General features: G+C 67.5%; 14 protein-coding genes. 11 read left to right on the forward strand and 3 right to left on the reverse strand.

The genetic code is table 11. The features are described 5' to 3' along the window. Nucleotides 1–17: 17 nt before the first annotated feature. From ACU4E7_RS08080 to ACU4E7_RS08100, 5 genes are all read left to right on the forward strand, one after another. On the forward strand, nt 18–3,281 hold the full coding sequence (locus ACU4E7_RS08080) for an amino acid adenylation domain-containing protein (protein ID WP_447021202.1): 3,264 nt from the start codon (nt 18–20) through the stop codon (nt 3,279–3,281). Nucleotides 3,282–3,481: 200 nt separating this feature from the next. Further along, complete coding sequence (locus ACU4E7_RS08085; protein ID WP_447021203.1) at nt 3,482–4,861, forward strand: MATE family efflux transporter; 1,380 nt, start codon at nt 3,482–3,484, stop codon at nt 4,859–4,861. Further along, a complete protein-coding gene (locus ACU4E7_RS08090; RefSeq protein ID WP_447021204.1) occupies nt 4,848–5,621 on the forward strand; it encodes a 4'-phosphopantetheinyl transferase family protein in 774 nt (257 codons plus the stop codon). Before ACU4E7_RS08085 ends, ACU4E7_RS08090 begins: the two co-directional genes overlap by 14 nt. 135 nt (nt 5,622–5,756) lie before the next feature. Further along, entirely contained in the window at nt 5,757–8,174 is a 2,418-nt protein-coding gene (locus tag ACU4E7_RS08095) for a TonB-dependent receptor domain-containing protein (protein WP_238122249.1), read from the forward strand. 165 nt (nt 8,175–8,339) lie between these two features. Continuing rightward, nucleotides 8,340–8,732 carry an Rrf2 family transcriptional regulator gene (locus tag ACU4E7_RS08100; protein ID WP_447021205.1) on the forward strand — a complete coding sequence of 131 codons (393 nt, stop codon included), beginning with the start codon at nt 8,340–8,342 and terminating at the stop codon, nt 8,730–8,732. Nucleotides 8,733–8,775: 43 nt separating this feature from the next. Here the strand turns inward: ACU4E7_RS08100 and ACU4E7_RS08105 are convergent, their stop codons facing one another. Continuing rightward, nucleotides 8,776–9,477, reverse strand: a complete 702-nt coding sequence (locus ACU4E7_RS08105; protein WP_447021206.1) for an RrF2 family transcriptional regulator — start codon at nt 9,475–9,477, stop codon at nt 8,776–8,778. Nucleotides 9,478–9,722: 245 nt separating this feature from the next. On the opposite strand from ACU4E7_RS08105, the gene ACU4E7_RS08110 reads away from it, so the two are divergent. The 6 genes from ACU4E7_RS08110 to ACU4E7_RS08135 all read left to right on the forward strand — a co-directional run bounded on the left by ACU4E7_RS08110 (nt 9,723) and on the right by ACU4E7_RS08135 (nt 15,392). Then, complete coding sequence (locus tag ACU4E7_RS08110; protein ID WP_447021207.1) at nt 9,723–10,577, forward strand: iron-siderophore ABC transporter substrate-binding protein; 855 nt, start codon at nt 9,723–9,725, stop codon at nt 10,575–10,577. Continuing rightward, the gene (locus ACU4E7_RS08115) at nt 10,574–11,575 is read left to right on the forward strand and encodes a FecCD family ABC transporter permease (protein WP_447021208.1); all 1,002 of its coding nucleotides are present in this window, start codon (nt 10,574–10,576) and stop codon (nt 11,573–11,575) included. The genes ACU4E7_RS08110 and ACU4E7_RS08115 overlap by 4 nt, the downstream gene beginning before the upstream one ends. Beyond that, nucleotides 11,572–12,558, forward strand: coding sequence for a FecCD family ABC transporter permease (locus ACU4E7_RS08120; protein ID WP_238122244.1), 987 nt, complete (start codon nt 11,572–11,574; stop codon nt 12,556–12,558). Before ACU4E7_RS08115 ends, ACU4E7_RS08120 begins: the two co-directional genes overlap by 4 nt. Continuing rightward, nucleotides 12,545–13,390 (forward strand): ABC transporter ATP-binding protein, encoded by an 846-nt coding sequence (locus ACU4E7_RS08125; RefSeq protein WP_447021209.1) that lies wholly within the window; start codon nt 12,545–12,547, stop codon nt 13,388–13,390. Before ACU4E7_RS08120 ends, ACU4E7_RS08125 begins: the two co-directional genes overlap by 14 nt. 352 nt (nt 13,391–13,742) lie before the next feature. Further along, nucleotides 13,743–14,294, forward strand: coding sequence for an RNA polymerase sigma factor (locus ACU4E7_RS08130; RefSeq protein ID WP_447021604.1), 552 nt, complete (start codon nt 13,743–13,745; stop codon nt 14,292–14,294). Nucleotides 14,295–14,435: 141 nt separating this feature from the next. Next, nucleotides 14,436–15,392 (forward strand): FecR family protein, encoded by a 957-nt coding sequence (locus tag ACU4E7_RS08135; protein ID WP_447021210.1) that lies wholly within the window; start codon nt 14,436–14,438, stop codon nt 15,390–15,392. A gap of 269 nt (nt 15,393–15,661) precedes the next feature. Here the strand turns inward: ACU4E7_RS08135 and ACU4E7_RS08140 are convergent, their stop codons facing one another. Both ACU4E7_RS08140 and ACU4E7_RS08145 read right to left on the reverse strand, forming a co-directional pair. Next, nucleotides 15,662–16,435, reverse strand: coding sequence for an enoyl-CoA hydratase (locus ACU4E7_RS08140; protein WP_447021211.1), 774 nt, complete (start codon nt 16,433–16,435; stop codon nt 15,662–15,664). A 24-nt stretch (nt 16,436–16,459) separates the two neighbouring features. Further along, nucleotides 16,460–17,524: a branched-chain amino acid ABC transporter permease gene (locus ACU4E7_RS08145; RefSeq protein WP_238122239.1), complete on the reverse strand. Its 1,065-nt coding sequence runs from the start codon at nt 17,522–17,524 to the stop codon at nt 16,460–16,462. Between the last annotated feature and the right edge of the window lies 1 nt (nt 17,525).

Here is a 17,525-nt window from a genome sequence, read left to right on the forward strand (position 1 = left end):
CGCCGATGCAGAGCGGAATGCTCTTCCATACCTTGATGGAAGAGCATTCCGGCACCTATTTCGAGCAATGCTGGTGTCGCCTTGATGGGCACCTCGACGTCGCGGCCTTCCAGGCGGCGTGGCAGCGGGTGATCGCCCGTCACGCGGTGCTGCGCGGCGAATGCCATTGGGTGGATCTCGATCGCCCGGTGCTGGTGATCCATGACGGGGTTGAACCGGAGTGGCATCTGGCGGATTGGACCACCCTCGACGCCGTGGCGCAGGAGCAAGCCTTTGCCGATTGGCTGGCCTCCGACCGCCGGCGCGGATTCCGGCTCGATACGGCGCCCCTCATGCGTTTCGCGCTGTTCCGCGTGGGACCGGACAGCCACCGCTTTGTCTGGAGCTTCCACCACCTGCTGATGGATGGCTGGTGTGGCTCTCTGCTGGTGGGCGAGATGCTGCGCGCCTATGCGGGCCGGGAACTGCCTCCGTCGCCGGCGCCCTATCGCCGCTATGTGGAGTGGCTCGCCGCGCAGGATGGAACTGCGGCGCGCGCCTATTGGAGCCGTACTCTGGCGGACCTTCCGGAAGCGCCGGTTCCGGAGCTGGCGCCTCTCAGCCATGAGGCGGCAGGCAGCGGCGACGAGGCCGGCACCGTCGAGTTCCGCGAGGTGGTCGATCCTGACCTTGTCGCCCGGCTCACGGCCATGGCGCGGCGGGAGCGCCTCACCCTCGCCACTGTTCTCCAGGGAGCATGGGCCCTGCTCCTGTCCCGCTACAGCGGCACGGACGATGTGGTGTTCGGAACCGTGCTGTCGGGTCGGCCGGCGGACTTGCCGGGAGCCGATGCCATGATCGGGCTGTTCCTGAACACGGTGCCGCTGCGGGTGGCGACCGATCCGGCTCGGCGGGTCGCTCCCTTTCTGCGCGATCTGCAGGCCGAAAGCCGCCACCGTGAGCGGCACGGCCACGCTGCCCTCACTGACCTGCAGCGTTGGAGCCGCAGGGAGGCGGGTCAGCCGCTGTTCGAGACCTTGCTGATCATCGAGAATCTGCCCCTGTCCATGCAGGATGCCTTCGCGCGGGAGGCCGGCGAACTGGCGCTTCTGGAGGCGGGGAGCTTCGAGCGCACCCATTATCCGTTGGCCCTGCGCGTGTTTCCGGGCACACAGACCGTACTGGCCCTGGGCATCGACACGGCTCGGGTCGCACCGGCGCATGCCCGGCAGATGCTGCGCCACTATCAGGGCATCCTCTCCCGCCTTGCCGACGCCCCCGAGGCCTATCTCGGCGACATCGAGCTGCTGGCGGACGCGGAGCGCGGCCGGCTGCTGGAGATGGGCCGTGGCCCGGCGGGTCCGGCGGCCGAGCCGATTCCGGTGCAGGTCTCCGCCCACGCGGCGCGGACGCCGGACAAGACCGCGGTGGTCTACGCCGCACCCTCCGGCGACGTGATGCTGAGCTATCGCCAGCTGGAGGCGCGCAGCGAGGACTGGGCGGCGCGTCTGCGGACGCGGGGCATCGGCCGTGGCGCGGTGGTTGCCGTGTGCCTGCGCCGTGGACCTGATCTGCTCGTCACTTTGCTCGCCGTCCTGAAATCGGGGGCAGCCTATCTGGCCATCGACCCCGGTTATCCGGCGGAGCGCATCGGCTACATGCTCGCGGATTCCACGGCCGCGCTGCTGCTCACCGACCTCGCGCCGGCGGAGCGGCCGGCGGTGCCCGAGGGGGTGCCGGTGATCGCTCTCGATGAGCCCGAGGGCGCTGTACGCGCCATTGCCGGTGCGTGTCCCTCGCCCGACCCCGAAGACCTTGCCTATATCCTCTACACCAGCGGCAGCACCGGCCAGCCCAAGGGCGTGGCCATTCAGCACCGCGCACTGAGCAATTTCATCACCGCGATGGCGGCTCGCCCGGGCATCGATGCCGCCGACCGGCTGCTCGCGCTCACCACCGTCGGCTTCGACATCGCCGGCCTTGAGCTGTTCGGCCCCCTCGCGCGGGGCGCGACGGTGCTGTTGGCGGACACTGCGGCCGCTCGCGATGGCGCCCGCCTCGTGGCGTTGCTGCGGCGGTTGCGGCCCTCGCTCATGCAGGCGACGCCGGCAGGCTGGCGCATGCTGGTGGACGCCGGCTGGGAGGGGGATCGCGATCTCAGGATGCTGTGCGGCGGCGAGGCGCTCGACGGGCAGCTGGCCGCGCAGCTGCTGGCGCGTGGTGGCGAGCTGTGGAACCTGTACGGGCCGACGGAAACCACTATCTGGTCGGCAGCGGTCGAGGTGCGCGCCGAGACCCTCCAGAGAGGCCGAGCGCCGGGGGCCGGGGTGCCGGTGGCGGGCCCCATCGACCAGACCATGCTTTATGTGCTCGACCCGCGTGGCCTGCCGGTTCCTGTCGGCATCGCCGGCGAGCTGCATATCGCCGGAGCGGGGCTGAGCCCGGGATATTGGGGCGAGCCCAGCCTGACCGCCGAGCGCTTCGTGCCCAATCCGTTTCGCGCCGGCCCGCAGGACGGGCTGCACCTCTACCGCACCGGCGACCTCGTGCGCTGGCGCGCCGACGGGGCGCTGGATTTCCTGGGGCGCATGGACAGCCAGATCAAGCTGCGCGGCTACCGCATCGAACTCGGTGAGATCGAGGCGCGGCTGTCCGCTCATCCCCTGGTCGCGGAAGCGGCCGTGCTGGCGCAGGAGGGGGCCGCGGGCATGCAGCTCGTGGCTTATCTGCGCTGGGCTGGCCCGCCGCCCGCCGATCCGGCGGCGAGCCTGCGCGATCACCTGGGGCAGGCGCTGCCGGCCTATATGGTGCCAGCCGCCTATGTGCCGCTGGAGCGCTTTCCCCTGACCCCCAACGGCAAGGTCGATCGCAAGGCCTTGCCGGCGCTGCGCCCGAACCTGCCGACCCGGAATGCGGAACAGGTCTCCACCCTGGGCGAGCCCGCGGCAACACTGGCGGCGCTCTGGTGCGACATCCTGAAGGTGGGGCCCATCGCGCCGCAGGACAATTTCTTCGCCCTCGGCGGCCATTCGCTGCTGGTGATCGCGCTGCAGAATGCCGTGCGCCAGCGGTTCGGGATCACGCTCGACATCACCGATTTCTTCCGCTTTCCCACGTTGCAGACCCTGGCGACCCGCATCGCTGGATTGACGGGGATGGCGACCGGCGAGGAGCGGGACTGGCACGACCGGGCCGGATCGCAACGCGCGGGCCGCGCCCGGCTCGCCCAGCGCCGGGACCTGAAGCGACAGGATCCGCGCCGCGGCGGCCCGGCGGACGGGCCGCCGATGCCGTCACCATGAGCGCTCTCCTCCGCCGATGTCACGCTGAGAGCGGCGTTCCGCGACATCAATGCGGATTGGTGTGATGAAACGCGACAACGCCATAAATTGGAGCGCCCGCCGCAAGCCAAAGGGCCCGGAAGATGATCGAGGGAACACGGGGCACGGCAGGAGCCGTGGTCCAGGGGAGCCGGACGGGCGAGGGAGGGGCGAAGGCGGGGATGGACGCAGAACACAGGCCCGGCGAGCGCGGCCACGCGCCCGATGGCGCTCCGGGGGCCGCCGCGCAAGCCTCGCTATTCCAGCTGAGCTTTCCCATGTTCCTGCATTCGGTGCTGACGTGTGCGGTGATGCTGCTGGAGGGCGTCATCATCAGCGCGCACTCCGCCGATGCCATGGCCGCGGTGGCGGTGGCCAAGCAGGTGCTGCAGATCGCGTTCGAGATGTCGGGCATGGTGGGCATCGGCGCCGTCATCCTGATCTCCCACAGCCTGGGCCGTGGGGAGCGGGAGCATGCGCGGCGGGTGGCCGCCGCGGCGCTCAAGGCGAATGCTGTGCTGGGCCTCGCCATCGGCGTGCTGCTGCTGCTGCTGAGGCCGGTGGTGCTGTGGCTCCTCGACGTTCCCGAGGCGTTGGCCGACGATGCGAGCACGTATCTGGCCATCGTGGCCGGGTCCATGTTTTTCAACGGCATTGCCGCGGCCGCGCTGTCCTGCCTGCGGGCATTCGGCAAGAGCCGGATCATCCTGCGCGTCGGGCTGGCCCTGTCGGTTCTCTATGTGGCGACGCTGTATGTGCTGGTGCTCGGCGCCGGCCCTGTGCCGCCGCTGGGCGTCATGGGTGCCGCGCTCGGCGCCTTCTTCCTCCGCGTCCTCATGGCCGTGCTGTTCGGTCTGGCGCTGTTTGTCGAGCTCGGTCCGTGGTCCGGGGGAAGGCCGTTGTTGTCGCAGCTTCCGCTGGTGCGCAAAATGCTTGGGCTGGCCTATCCCAGCGTGTCCGATTACATCGGCTACAGTTTCTATCAATTGGCGCTGCTCAGCCTCGTCACGGGTTTCGGCGTCGCCGCCGTTCTGGGCCGCGCCTATGTGCTGCTGGCCATGTCGTTCCTGGTGCTCGTCGTCATGGCCATCAGCCAGGGCAATGAGGTGCTGCTCGGCTATCGGTGCGGTGAGCGCCGGCGCGAACAGGCCTTCCACCAGGCCCTGCGCTCCAGCGTCATCGCCGCGACCCTTACCACGGTGCTTGCCGCGCTGGTGTGGCTGCTGGCCGACCCGTTCATCGGCCTGTTCCGGGCGACCGACGAAATCCGCGCGCAGGCCGAGCGCCTGCTGCTGCTGACCATCTTTTTGCAGCCCGGGCTGGCGTTCAACACCATCCTGTTGCAGTCGCTGCGCGCGGTGGGCGACGTGCGCTGGCCGGTGGTGGCCAGCGTCGCCATCACCTGGGGCGCGGGGCTGCCCCTGGCCTGGCTGCTGTGCGTGCGGCTGGACCTGGGGGTGGAGGGCGTGTGGTACGCGCTGATCGTGGAAGAGACGGCCAAGGCCGTCATCATGCTGCTGCGCTGGACCCATCGCGGCTGGTTGCGCCATGGCTTGGTGTGAGGCTCTGCCACCCGGTGAGGTGCACCTGCATCTGGTGGACGACACCGCCATTGTCGCGCCGGAGCTTCTGGCGCGCTATGCGGCCTGGCTGAACCCCGAGGAGGCGGCCCGTCACCAGCAGTTTCGCTTCGCCCGGCATCGCCACCAGTTCCTAGTGGCCCGCGCCCTCGTGCGGGAGACCCTCTCGCTTTATTGCCCCTGGATCGCTCCGGCCGAGTGGTGCTTCGCCTTTAACGCCTATGGTCGCCCGGGGCTTCGCGCCTCGCTCGCCTGCAACATGGATTTCAATCTCTCGCACACGGACGGCCGCATGGTGCTGGCCATCTGTCGGGCGCCGTCGCCGGGTGTCGACATCGAAGGGCTCGATCGGCCGGAGATCGCTCCGGACGATATCACGCCGTTCTTTTCCGCCGGAGAGGAAGCGAGCCTGCGCGGTCTAGCGGAGCCGCTGCGCCGCCGGCGCTTCTACGAGCTTTGGACCCTGAAGGAAGCCTATCTCAAGGCCCGTGGGCGGGGATTGTCGATCCCGCTGCGCGATTTCACCATCGGCTTCACCGCACCGGGCGCGCTCTCCATCACCTTTGCGGACGGCGTCGACGACAGGGCGGGGCGCTGGCGCCTGTGGTCGGTGTGGGCCGGCGCCGGCTATGCCCTGTCCCTTGCCCTTGCCGACGCGCCTGCGCAGCGCCTGCGCTTGTTTCAGCGCGTGCCCCTTGCCGGGGGGCGGGAACTGGCATGCCGGATCCTCGGCCAAACGTGACCGGCGCGCGGATTTTTCCTGCCCGCGAGTCCCAAAGCCCGAACCTCAACCGTCACCAAAGTACCGGACGCCTGGCCGCCATGTAATGACAACTGGCGAGAGCGCTCCGGCTTCGTGGCGGATGGGGCGGTGACGATGAGCGACGTACGTGAGAGACGCAGGCCTGGACGCGCCGGGGCTCGGCTGAGGTTTTCCCTCCTTGCCACGACGATGCTCGCTCTGGGCTCCGCCCTGCCCGCCGATGCCCAGACTCCGGCGCCCGCCAGCTCTGTCCAGCTCGCCATCTCCATCGGCCCAGGTACTTTGACCGCGGCGCTGAACCAGCTCGCCGCGCAGGCGGGGCTGGAGATTCTCTTCGATGCGGAACTGACCAGCGGCCGGCTGACGAACGGCGTGCGTGGCACCATGACGCCGAACCAGGCGCTGGACACGCTGCTGGCGGGAACGGGCATTCGGGCGCGCTTTGCCGGCCGGAACCAGGTTGTTCTCAGCGGCAGCAATGTCTCGCCTTCGGATGACGTGGTCTATGGCGACACGATCGCGCTCGATGCCATCACCGTCTTCGGCGCCCGCAACGCCACCATCCTGCAGGACGTGAGCTCGAGCGTCGGCATCGTTCGGGCTGAGGAGATCGAGGACGGCGAGATCACCTATCTGCAGGATACGTTCCGCCTGCTCGGCAACGTGATGGACAGCGCAACCTTGAACTCGGGGTTCGTCATCCGTGGCATGAGCTCCGAGGGGTTCGTCCCCGCCGGCGCGCCTGCCGGTTCGCTCTATGTGGATGGCGTGCTGCAGACCCGCTACAATGCCCGTTTCGGGGCTCGCAGCACCTGGGATGTGGAGCAGGTGGAGGTCTATCGCGGGCCGCAATCCACCCTCAGTGGCCGCGCTGCCCTGGTGGGTGCGATCTATGTCAAGTCGAAGGATCCGACCTTCGACAAAGAGCTTTTGGTCTCCGGGACGCTCGGAAATTACGAGCTGATGGGTACCTCTTTTGTCGTGAATACACCGCTTGTGGCAAACCAGGTTGCCCTTCGTGTGTCCGGCACCTTCGAGCAGTCCAAGACCTCGGTTTCGTATCCGACCTTCGTGAATTATGCGGGCTATGGCGACCTGACCACGGAGATCGGCGGGAGCATCCGTGCCAAGCTGCTGCTCACGCCCGATGCGCTGCCGGACACGCGGGCGCTGCTCACCTATTCGTTCTCCAACGATCGTCCAAACGAGCGCCTGATCGGGATCGGGCCGGGCTTCGATCTGGACGACGAGCGAGGCGATTTCTACGATCCCATCACCTATGCGGAATACCGGGCGATCAAGGCGCATAACCTGGGCCTGGAAATCACACACGATTTCTCGGATGCGCTGCGGCTCACCTCGCAGACCGGCTTCCAATATGGCGAAACCACCCGTCGCTCCGTCGACGCGGACACTCCCGGTACGCCGAACGGCATCTGGGGCACGGTGGATGACACGCTCATCACGCAGGAGCTTCGCCTGAACTATCAGAAGGACCGCTGGAGATGGGTGGCGGGCCTGTTCGGGAGCTATCAGAATTTCGACAGCGAATTCGATGCCGTCGCGTATTCCTACTATCAGTGGGATCAATACCAGAGCCGGAAGACCACCAACCTCGCGGCTTTTGGTGAAGTGACCTATGAATTCGTGCCCAGTTGGTTTGTCACGGTTGGTGGCCGTGTCGACTACCTGCGCGAGAAGATCGTGGAGGACAATGCCGAAGGCCTCTACGGGACGAGCCTGCCCGTGGTCCGCAACAATGCCGACTTCAACGAGACGAACTTTGTGCCAAAGCTCGGCATTTCAAAGAAATTCGGTGAAATGCACACGGCCGGATTCACCTTTTCACAGGGCTTCCGCACCGGTGGCTTCTATGTGAATTACGAAACGTTCGAGCCGGAATATTACGATCCGGAAACGGCGAATAACTACGAGCTTTTCTATAAGGGAAGCTTCCTGGACAATCGCCTGACCATCAATGCTAATCTGTTCTACACGACTTATGACAACCAGCAGATCGAGGTTCGGCCGGACCCGAGCCGTCCGTCCTATCGCATCACCACCAATGCGGCCTCGTCGCGGTCGTGGGGCTTTGAAATCGAGCCGAATTTTCAGGTGAACGAGCAGATGTCGGTGTTTGCATCGATCGGCTACCTGAACACGAAATTCCTCGAATTCGATCATGCGGTGTATGGGGATCTCGCTGGCGAGGCCTTCCCGGAAGCTCCGGCATGGAGCGTGGCCTTCGGTGGAAAATACAAATTCGAGAATGGAATTTACGTCTCTGCCGATGCCAAATACACATCGAGCTACACGGCCCGCTTCGGTGTCCCGCCTCTCGACTTTATTGATCCGCGCTTCATCGTGAATGCGCAGGTGGGCTATAAGAAGGACAATTGGGAAATCATCGCCTATGCGGAAAATCTATTCGACTCCCGTTATCTGACGGTGGTCGATTACGATGCGACGCCGGTCTACGGCCAGCTTGGCGCCCGCCGCGCCCTGGGCGTCAACCTCAAGGCCCGCTTCTGAGGGAGCGGGCGCGCGAGGTGGCGCCACGCGCTCCGGTCGTTGAGACCGGGGCGCGGCCATGACGGCGTAGCACGCCCAAGAGCTATCGCATCACGGCCTTGCGGTTTGCGCGTCAACGTGTGTCCAGTCGTGGCCGGCCGTCTGTCGCAGGTTGGGAGAAAGCGGATGTATTTCACTCGCCAAACCGAGATCGCGGTGTCCATCCTGTCCCTCTGCGCGCGGGCGCCGGAAACCTACGTCACGAAACGCGAAATGGCTGATCATGCCCAGGCCAGCGCCGGGACGGCGGCGCGCGTCGCCGCCACGCTGGCGCAGAGGCGCCTGTTGCGCAGCCGGCATGATGGGAGCGTGCAGCTGGCGGTGGATCCGCGCGAGGTTACGCTGGCGCAGATCCTCAGCATCACCCAGCCGGGGCTCGCGTGGCTTCAGGAGGAGCGCAGCGTGACGGTGTCAGCGGCCAGCGCGTTTCACGTGGTGGTGGAGGCGGGATACCGAAACCTGCTGCATCTGGCCGAGCGTTACACCGTTGCCGACTTTGCCTCCGAGCCGCACGCCTAGGGGCCCGTGGGATAGGGCACTGGGAGGGGCCTCTGGTGCTCTCTCAGGCCGTTCCCGCCCGTGAAAGCGCCGCTCGTGCCCGGGTGGCGCCACGGCCGCGGGCCAGACGAGCAGCGCCGGACGGCGGGGAAGGTGGCGGAGGTTCGGCGGGCGCGGCCATCAGCAGGCTGTGAACTGAAGCCGCCTGGTCGGCATCCATGGGGGCGACGAGGTCGGCAATGGTAAAGCGGTCCAGCAGGCGCACGAAGAAGGAGGACGCCGCCGCGACGATGGTGTCGAGCAGCGCCTGCCCGTTGGGAGACGCCGCGGCCGGGTCTTCCTTGGGCTTGCCTTCGAGGTTTGGCTGGGTGATCCGCAAGACGTCCACGAGCTTGATTTTGTCGGGGTCCATGGCGAGGCGGACGCCGCCACCCGGACCGCGCTCGCTGCGCAGGAAGCCGTGGCGCACCAGAAGCGCGATGACCTGATGCGCGTGATCCTTCGTGGCGCCCACCTTGTCCGCGAGCAGTTGAGCCGGGAATTTTTTCTCTGGATTGCCAGCGCAGACCGCCAGGATATTGATGGCAATTTCAGATTGTCGTTTCAATTGCATGGCGCGCAGTCGCTCGGGAGCATCACCGGTCGGCACAACCAGCCTTGTCGCATATTCATTGCCGCATGACCATTCGCAATTGCAGCGGGCGCCAGTCTTCGGCGCCGGTCGCGGTGCGTCCGCGCTGAGCTTTTTGGCACCGCGTCGTCCCATTGGGCCGCGCTCGTTCGTCTGTTGATCGAGCGGGCATGCGCCCCTCGATGATCAGCCACGGGTGGGGCGGCATGGTTGAGGCGGGGCGGAACGTGTCACAGGCTCGCACAGTGCGTGGGGCCGCGCAGCTGAGCCGCGGCCGGCGGACCGGCGCGTGCGCGGCGCGTTGGGCGGGGCGTCTCGTGCCGCTGCTCCTGTGCCTGTGGCTCCCACCGGGGGCCTTCGGAGGGGGATGTGACGGCCGGGTGGTCGCGGAGCATATCCTCGGCGCGTCCGTCTGCGTGCCGGAGCAGCCGCAGCGCGTGGTAGTGCTCGATCCGTACTTCAGCCTTGGAATGGCGCGTGAGCTCGGCGTTGCTGTAGTGGGGGCGCCCCTTTCCACGGCGGCGGACGCAGCGGTGGTCGAGGGGGCTCGGCAGGCGGGGGTGGTGGACATCGGCGATTTCCGGCAGCCGAGCCTGGAGAAGATCATCGCCTTGAAGCCGGATCTGATCATCGGCATCGGGCAGATGCACGGCGAGCTCAGGGAGCGGGTGACGCGCATCGCGCCCACGGTGCTCATCACCGCCGATGACTGGAAGGCGCATTATCTGGCGCTGGGCGCGGCCACCGGGCAGATGGAGGCGGCGCTGCAGAACCTGCACGCCTATGAGGCGCGCGCCGCGGCGCTGCGGGCCCGCGCGCCGGAGCAGAAGGTTTCCGTTATCCGCATCGCCCCCTACGGCTTCCAGGTCTATCTCGATGGGCCGAAGGCATACGCGCCCTATGCGGTGCTGCGGGAGGCGGGGGTGAAGCGCACGGCCTATGAGACCACCACCGACGACACGGTGTTCCGGCGTCCGGATTGGGAAGCCCTCGCGGCCCTCGATGGCGATGTGATCCTCTATGTGGTCGTCAACGCCTACGATCCCGCGAACGACGATGCTCTGGCCGCCGAGACGCTGAACAATCCCCTGTGGCAGATGCTGCCCGCCGCCCGCGCAGGCCATGTGCATCGCCTCGAGCGGGGCGCCTGGATGGGCTTCAACAGCGTCGCTTCCGCCCATCGTATCCTCGACGATGTGGAGCGCTACATCCTCGCGGAACGTCCTGTTCCATGATGTCCGAAGGCAATAAGCGGGTGGCCCTCGCCGCGCTCACCGGTCTCGTCATCGTGGCGGCGCTGGGGTCTGCCGTGGTCGGCAGCGCGCGCATAGGCGGTGCCGACGTGGTGCAGGCGCTGTTCGCGTTCGATGGCTCGCGGGAGCATCTGGTGGTGTGGACGCTGCGCCTGCCGCGGGTGCTGGCTGGGCTGCTCTGTGGCGGGGCGCTGGCGGTGGCCGGGGCCATCATGCAGGCGGTCACCGCCAATCCTCTCGCGTCGCCCGGGCTGTTCGGCATCAACGCCGGCGCCGCCTTCGCCGTGGTCATCGCCATCAGCCTGTTCGGCATCGGCTCGAGCAGCGTCTTCGTCTGGTTCGCCTTCGCCGGGGCCGGCGCCGCCGCCGTGGTCACCTATGCGGTCGGCGCCCTCGGGCCACGCAGCGGCGTCACCACGCGGCTGGTGCTGGCCGGGGCGGTGCTCACCACCTTCCTGACCTCCCTGACCACCGCGATCCTCATCTTCGACCAGACCACCCTCGATGCCGTACGGCTCTGGACCGCCGGCTCGCTCGCAGGGCGGACCATGGACCAGGTGCTCGCGGTCTCGCCTTACATGATCGCCGGGCTGGTGGGCGCGCTGCTGCTCGGCCGTCATCTCATGACCCTCAGCCTGGGGGCCACGGCGGCGCGGTCGGTGGGGCAGCATCCCCTCGCCTGGCGGAGCGTCGCTGTGGTGCTCGTGATCCTGCTGGCGGGCGGGGCGGTGGCGCTGGCCGGGCCCATCAGCCTCGTAGGGCTGGTGGTGCCGCACATGGTGCGCATGACCATCGGCTTCGACTACCGCTGGATCATCCCCTTCTGCGCGGCCGGCGGCGCCCTGCTGGTGCTGGCGGGTGATATCGTGGGGCGTCTTCTCTTTTCCAATCAAAGCTTTCCCGTCGGCGTTACCATGGCTCTCATCGGCGCGCCGTTCTTCATCGCGCTGGCCCATGGCAGGTTGGGGAGCTTGCGATGACCGCCTGCGTCCTCTCCCTGTTGCTCGCCATCGGCGTGCTCGCGGCCGCCGGGCTGGGGGTCGGCGATCATGGGGTTCCGCTCGGCGCGCTCGTTCAGGGGCTCTTCGGCGGCCCGCCGCTGAGCCCCCAGGCGTACATGATCATCATGGATCTGCGCCTGCCGCGGGTGCTCCTCGAGGTGCTGGTGGGCGTCAGCCTCGCCGTGGCCGGGACCATCGCCCAGGCCCTGATGCGCAATCCGCTGGCCGAACCGGGGTTGCTCGGCATCAATGCCGGCGCGGCGCTGGCGACCACGACGGTGATCGTCGCATGCGGCGTCAGCGACGCGCAGCTCCTGCCGGTGGCCGGTTTTGCCGGTGCGGGTGCGGCGACCCTGGCGGTCTATGCGCTGTCCTGGCGCAATGGAACCGCGTCGCTCCGGATCATCCTGATCGGCATCGGCGTCAGCGCCCTGGCCACCGCCGCCACCACCTTGATGACCGCCTTCGGCGATGTGAAGGAGGTGCAGCGGGCGCTGATCTGGCTGGCAGGCAGCCTCTATCTCGCCGATTGGGACAAGGTGCGGATCCTTGCCCTCTGGCTGCTGCCGGCGCTGACGGTGGCGCTGTTGTCCTGTCGCGACCTCGATCTCATCCGCTTCGGCGACCAGGTCGCGCGCAGTCTGGGGCAGCGGGTGGAGGGCGCGCGCGCCGTCATGATCCTGCTGTGCGCCCTTCTGTCGGGCGCCGCCGTGGCGGCCGCCGGCCTGATCGGTTTCGTCGGGCTGATGGCGCCGCACATGGCGCGCGGCCTGGTCGGTCCAGGCCACCGCCGCGTCATCCCGGTGGCGGCGCTGATCGGCGCGGCCATGGTGATGGCGGCGGATCTTCTGGGCCGTACGGTGGTGGCGCCGGTGGAGCTGCCTGCGGGCCTGATGACCGCGCTCGTCGGTGCGCCGTTCTTCGGTTATCTGCTCTGGGGACGTCGCCATGTCGCCGTGTGACGATCAAGGCGGGCTGCGTGCCCGGAACCTCTCCGCCGGCTATGGGCGCAGCCTGATCCTGCGCGAGCTGGACCTTGCGGTTCCGCCGGGTGCCTTCACCGCTCTGGTGGGGCCGAACGGCAGTGGCAAGTCCACCCTGCTGCACGCCCTGGCGGGTCTTCTGGCGCCGCGGGAGGGCGCGGTGCTTCTGGACGGCGAGGCCATTTCCCGCTTGCCGGTGAAGGCGCTGGCGAAGCGGGTCAGCCTGCTGGCGCAGGGGCCGATCGCACCGGAAGGCCTCACGGTGTTCGATCTCGTTCAGCAGGGCCGCTATCCGCACCGCGCCCTGTTCGAGCGCTGGTCTGCGCGCGATGTCGCTGCATGCGACGAGGCCCTGCGGCTCACCGACATGGCGGCCCTGCGCGATCGTCCCCTGGCGGATCTGTCCGGTGGCCAGCGCCAGCGCGCCTGGATCGCGATGACCCTGGCGCAGGAAGCGGACATCGTCCTGCTGGATGAGCCCACCAGCTTCCTGGATCTGGCGCACCAGATCGAGGTGATGGAACTGGTGGTGGAACTGGTCCGCGGCCGCGGCAAGACATTCGTCGCCGTGCTGCACGACCTCAACCAGGCGGCCCGCTATGTCGATCACATGGTGTTGCTGAAGGCCGGGCGGATCATGGCCGCCGGCGCACCCGCGCAGGTCCTCACGGCCGAGGCCATCGCTACGGTCTTTGGTGTCGCCGCCACCGTCGTGCCCGATCCGGTGACCGGCACGCCCATGTGCGTCCCGCTATGTGCTTCCCTCTTGCCGGTCGTGCCCATGGCGGCGGGAGGAGGTGGCGTTGCGTAAGGGCAACACTGCGTGGAAATTGACCGGCGGCTGTGGGGGCACACCACGGCGGGCGGCCGGCTATGGGCCGGATTCGTTGAGCTATATCAGCCATTAACCGGCGCGCCCCGGGTTTCTCCTCGGGTTCACTCAAGCAGATCTGGAGTAGTTCTAAGTTATTGTTATTGAATGATTTTCCCATCTGCCTATATTTTACCATCATGTATTCATCTCGGACCGGTCAATCGGTTGGCGCTCACCGCGGCAGAGGCGCGAGGCGGAAGACTAGTGGGTGGCGGTAGGCTCCTGCCGGTCTCTTTTTCCCTCGCCCGGGACGCAGTGCGCCACGGATATCCTCTATGGAATTGCGGCGATGGCATCTCTCTCGAGCTCTCTGACCTGCTCGACCAATATCGACAGCAACGAATTGCTGAATCGGGCCATCGAGGCGCATTACGAGGAGATCACGGCCGCCGTGCGCCGGCGCGGCCATTCCCGTGGTGCCGCGCTGGACATCGTGCACGACCTCTACGTCAAGCTGGCCGCGCAACCTGACGTGCTGCGGGACAAGCGCTCGATCCGCGCCTTTCTGTGCCGCGCCGCCGTTAATCTGGGCATCGACCGTTTCCGGCGCGAGCGGTTCGAGATGCGCCTGTTCGCCGGCACGGAGGAAGAGGCCTGTGTCGTGCCGGCGGATGCGGCCGCCCCCGACCGGGGCCTGGATATCGAGGCGCGGATCATCATCCTGCGGGAGGCCATCGGCGAACTGCCCCCGCGACGCCGGGCGGTCTTCATCATGCACCGGCTGCATCATATGTCGCCGGATGAGATCGCGCGGCGATTGAAGATCAGCCGCAACATGGTGGACCGCCACCTGCGGCAGGCTCTGGCCCATTGCCTCGACCGGCTTCTTCTGCACGGCTGATGGCCGGCCCCCGGTTGCCTGGTTTTACGTCGCTCTCCGCGAGAAAGGTGCTACCCGCGTCGCGCGAAATTGCTCTAGATGTCCCATTTTGATAGGCCGGCTCGTCTACTGAGTGAGACTGCGAGACTTTCGGGACCCCCGATGCCAACCAGGCAAGGCGCGCGCGCGCAACATCGACGCCATGTGGAGGCTGCGGAATGGCTGCTGCGCAACCGCGATGCATCCTCATCCGCGAGCGACAGGGCGGCCTTTCAGCTCTGGCTGGACGAGGACCCGGGCAACCGCCGTGCCTATGAGCTCGCGGAACTGCTGATGGGCGATGCCCGCGCTGCCATCGAGTCCGATCCCGAGCTCCGCAGCTTCAAGGTGAAGCCGCGCAGTGTCGCCAAACCGGTGGCGGGCTGCCTTCTGGCCCTCGCCCTTGCCGGGGGCCTGTTCGTGGCACTGGATGGTCCCATGCGCCTTCAGGCGGATGTCATCTCGGGTGCCGGCGAACGGCCCGTGATCGCGCTGGCGGACGGCAGCACCATGCAGCTCAATGCATCATCGGCGGTGGCCTATGATTATGACGGCGCGCAGCGCACCGTGCGGCTGCTGCGGGGGCAGGCCTTCTTTCAGGTCGTGCGTGATCCCGCGCGCCCCTTCAGCGTGGAGGTGGGGAATGCCCGGGTGGTGGCCCTCGGCACCGCCTTCGACGTGCGCCTGGGCGAGGCGGAGACCGACGTGACGGTCACGCAGCACGCCGTGCTGGTGGAGTTCGCCGAGAGCGTGCGCCCCGCGGTGCGGGTTGCCGAGGGGCAGCAGGGCATCCTGAACCGCGGGACGGGAACGAGCGAGGTGAAGCCGAGCGACCCCACGCTGGCGCTGGCGTGGCGGCGCGGCCAGCTGGTGGTGGACGGCGCACCGTTGTCCTTCGTCGTCGAGGAAATGAGCCGCCACTTCTCCGGCCGGATCGTGATCGCTGGCGAGGAGCTGGCGCAGCGTCGCGTCAGCGGTACTCTCGCTATCACCGACACCACCGCCACGCTTTCCTTCATCCAACGCGCCCTCGGCGTGTCCACGTTCAGGATTGGCCCCCTGATCGTCATCCGCGGTTGACCGTCTGCCACCGCTCGCCCCGTCGACCTGCGCATCGGCAGATTGCCCGCGACGTGATCGCTTCGGCGGCCCCGCATTGCATGGTTACGGCAAGATCTGAGTCTGGGCTGGAGGCGTCCTTGGCACGGGTTTGGGCGCCATCATGCGCGATAAACATCAGTATTGATGAGTAAAATCAGTTTTGTGTTCTGCTTCTCGTGTGGCTGAGATGGTGGGCGTCCGGTCTCGGGTCCAGCGCGCGCGGGTCGCACGCACGGCGCCGGGCTGCGTCAGCGGTGGGTGAAGCGGGGCGGACGTTTTTCCACGAAGGCGGCCATGCCTTCCTTCTGGTCGGCCGTGGCGAACAGCGCCTGGAATACCCGCCGCTCGAAGCCCAGCCCCTCCGACAGGGAGGTGTCATAGGCCCGGTTGACGCTTTCCTTGATGCTCAGCACCACCGGCAGCGATTTTTCGGCGATGGTGGCGGCGATAGCTTGTGCGGCCGGCAGCAGCTCGGTGGCGGGGACCACGCGCGAAACCAGGCCGATGCGCTCCGCTTCGGCGGCGTCGATCTGACGGCCCGTGAGGCACAGGTCCATGGCCTTGGCCTTGCCCACCCAGCGGGACAGGCGCTGGGTGCCGCCGGCGCCGGGCATGATGCCGATGGTGACCTCTGGCAGTGCGAAGCGGGCCGTGTCGGCGGCGATGATGAGGTCGCACATCATCGCCATTTCGCAGCCGCCGCCAAGGGCATAGCCCGCCACGGCCGCCACCAGCGGCTTGCGGGCACGGGCCACCACGTCCCAGCTGGCCAGGAAATTCTCCAGCAGGGTGTCGGGATAGGTGCGGCTGGCGGCTTCCTTGATGTCGGCGCCGGCGGCGAAGGCGCGGTCGGAGCCGGTGATGACGATGGCGCCGATCTCCGGCGTCGTCTCGAACGTGGCGAGGGCGGTGGTGATCTCGGCGATCATGGCCGAGTTGAGGGCGTTGAGGGCCTCCGGCCGGGCCAGGGTGATGGTGCCGACGCGGCCTTGAGTGTCGACCCGGATGTGGGAGAAGGTCATGTTAACCCCTTGAGAACAGGCGGATCAGTAGCGCAGCGGCCAGCGCCGCAGGCGCGCCTTGGCATGGCTGACGAGCCGCGCGAGGCCGTGCGGTTCCAGGATCAGGAAGCCGACGATGAGCGCGCCGAAGATCATCAATTCCAGGTTGGCGATGACATCCGGCTTGATGGCCGAGCCGAACACCGCGGCCCCGTTGGTGATGGCGACGGGCAGCAGCACGATGAAGGCGGCGCCGAGGAAGGACCCCATGACGGAGCCGAGGCCACCGATGATGATCATGAAGAGGATCTGGAAGGAGCGGTGAAGCGAGAAAGCCTCGATTTCGATGGTGCCGATATAGAGGAAGCTCCAGAGCGCGCCCGCCACCCCGCAGTAGAAGCCGCTCACCGCGAAGGCGGAGAGCTTGGCGCGCACGGTATCCACCCCGGTCAGCTCGGCGGCGGTCTCGTGGTCGCGCACCGCCATCCAGGCCCGCCCCAGTTCCGAGCGCACCAGGTTCATGGCGAGCACCGCCAGGCCGGCGACGATGATCAGGGCGGTGACGTAGCGGGCCGGGATCGAGGCCACCTCGAAGCCGAGCCAGCCCAGGGTGGGGGTGGAGACCACGCCGGAATGGTTGTCGAGCAGCAGCCACGGCACGTGGGTGCAGAGCCATTCGATGAAGAACTGGGCCGCCAGGGTGGCGACCGCCACATAGAAGCCGCGGATGCGCAGGCTGAGCAGGCCGAACAGGGCCGACACCAGGCCGGCGATGAGGCCGGCGAGGGCGAGGGAGAGGGGGAAGGGCAGCGCCGGCACGCGCGCCACCAGGTTCAGCGCCGCATAGGCGCCCACCGCCATGAAGGCGGCTGAGCCCAGCGAGAGCTGGCCGGCATAGCCGGTGACGATGTTGAGGCCGATGGCGGCCAGGGACAGGATGAGGAACGGCAGCAGGATGGAACCCAGCCAATAGTCGCTGGCCACCAGCGGCACCACCACGCCGGCCACCAGCACCAAGGCGATCATGGCGCGGCGGTCGAAGGCGAGGGGAAACAGCGCCGCATCCTGGGCGTAGGAGGTCTTGAGCGCTCCGGCGTCTCGATAGAACATG

Source organism: Xanthobacter sp. ZOL 2024 (assembly GCF_052932325.1).

Excerpts from the sequence above, each read along its gene's own strand:
- ACU4E7_RS08080 (WP_447021202.1), top strand. The coding sequence starts at position 18 with ATGCTCTTCCATACCTTGATGGAAGAGCATTCCGGCACCTATTTCGAG.
- ACU4E7_RS08085 (WP_447021203.1), top strand. The coding sequence starts at position 3,482 with ATGGACGCAGAACACAGGCCCGGCGAGCGCGGCCACGCGCCCGATGGC.
- ACU4E7_RS08090 (WP_447021204.1), top strand. The coding sequence starts at position 4,848 with ATGGCTTGGTGTGAGGCTCTGCCACCCGGTGAGGTGCACCTGCATCTG.
- ACU4E7_RS08095 (WP_238122249.1), top strand. The coding sequence starts at position 5,757 with ATGAGCGACGTACGTGAGAGACGCAGGCCTGGACGCGCCGGGGCTCGG.
- ACU4E7_RS08100 (WP_447021205.1), top strand. The coding sequence starts at position 8,340 with ATGTATTTCACTCGCCAAACCGAGATCGCGGTGTCCATCCTGTCCCTC.
- ACU4E7_RS08105 (WP_447021206.1), bottom strand. The coding sequence starts at position 9,477 with ATGGGACGACGCGGTGCCAAAAAGCTCAGCGCGGACGCACCGCGACCG.
- ACU4E7_RS08115 (WP_447021208.1), top strand. The coding sequence starts at position 10,574 with ATGATGTCCGAAGGCAATAAGCGGGTGGCCCTCGCCGCGCTCACCGGT.
- ACU4E7_RS08120 (WP_238122244.1), top strand. The coding sequence starts at position 11,572 with ATGACCGCCTGCGTCCTCTCCCTGTTGCTCGCCATCGGCGTGCTCGCG.
- ACU4E7_RS08125 (WP_447021209.1), top strand. The coding sequence starts at position 12,545 with ATGTCGCCGTGTGACGATCAAGGCGGGCTGCGTGCCCGGAACCTCTCC.
- ACU4E7_RS08130 (WP_447021604.1), top strand. The coding sequence starts at position 13,743 with ATGGCATCTCTCTCGAGCTCTCTGACCTGCTCGACCAATATCGACAGC.
- ACU4E7_RS08135 (WP_447021210.1), top strand. The coding sequence starts at position 14,436 with ATGCCAACCAGGCAAGGCGCGCGCGCGCAACATCGACGCCATGTGGAG.
- ACU4E7_RS08140 (WP_447021211.1), bottom strand. The coding sequence starts at position 16,435 with ATGACCTTCTCCCACATCCGGGTCGACACTCAAGGCCGCGTCGGCACC.
- ACU4E7_RS08145 (WP_238122239.1), bottom strand. The coding sequence starts at position 17,524 with ATGTTCTATCGAGACGCCGGAGCGCTCAAGACCTCCTACGCCCAGGAT.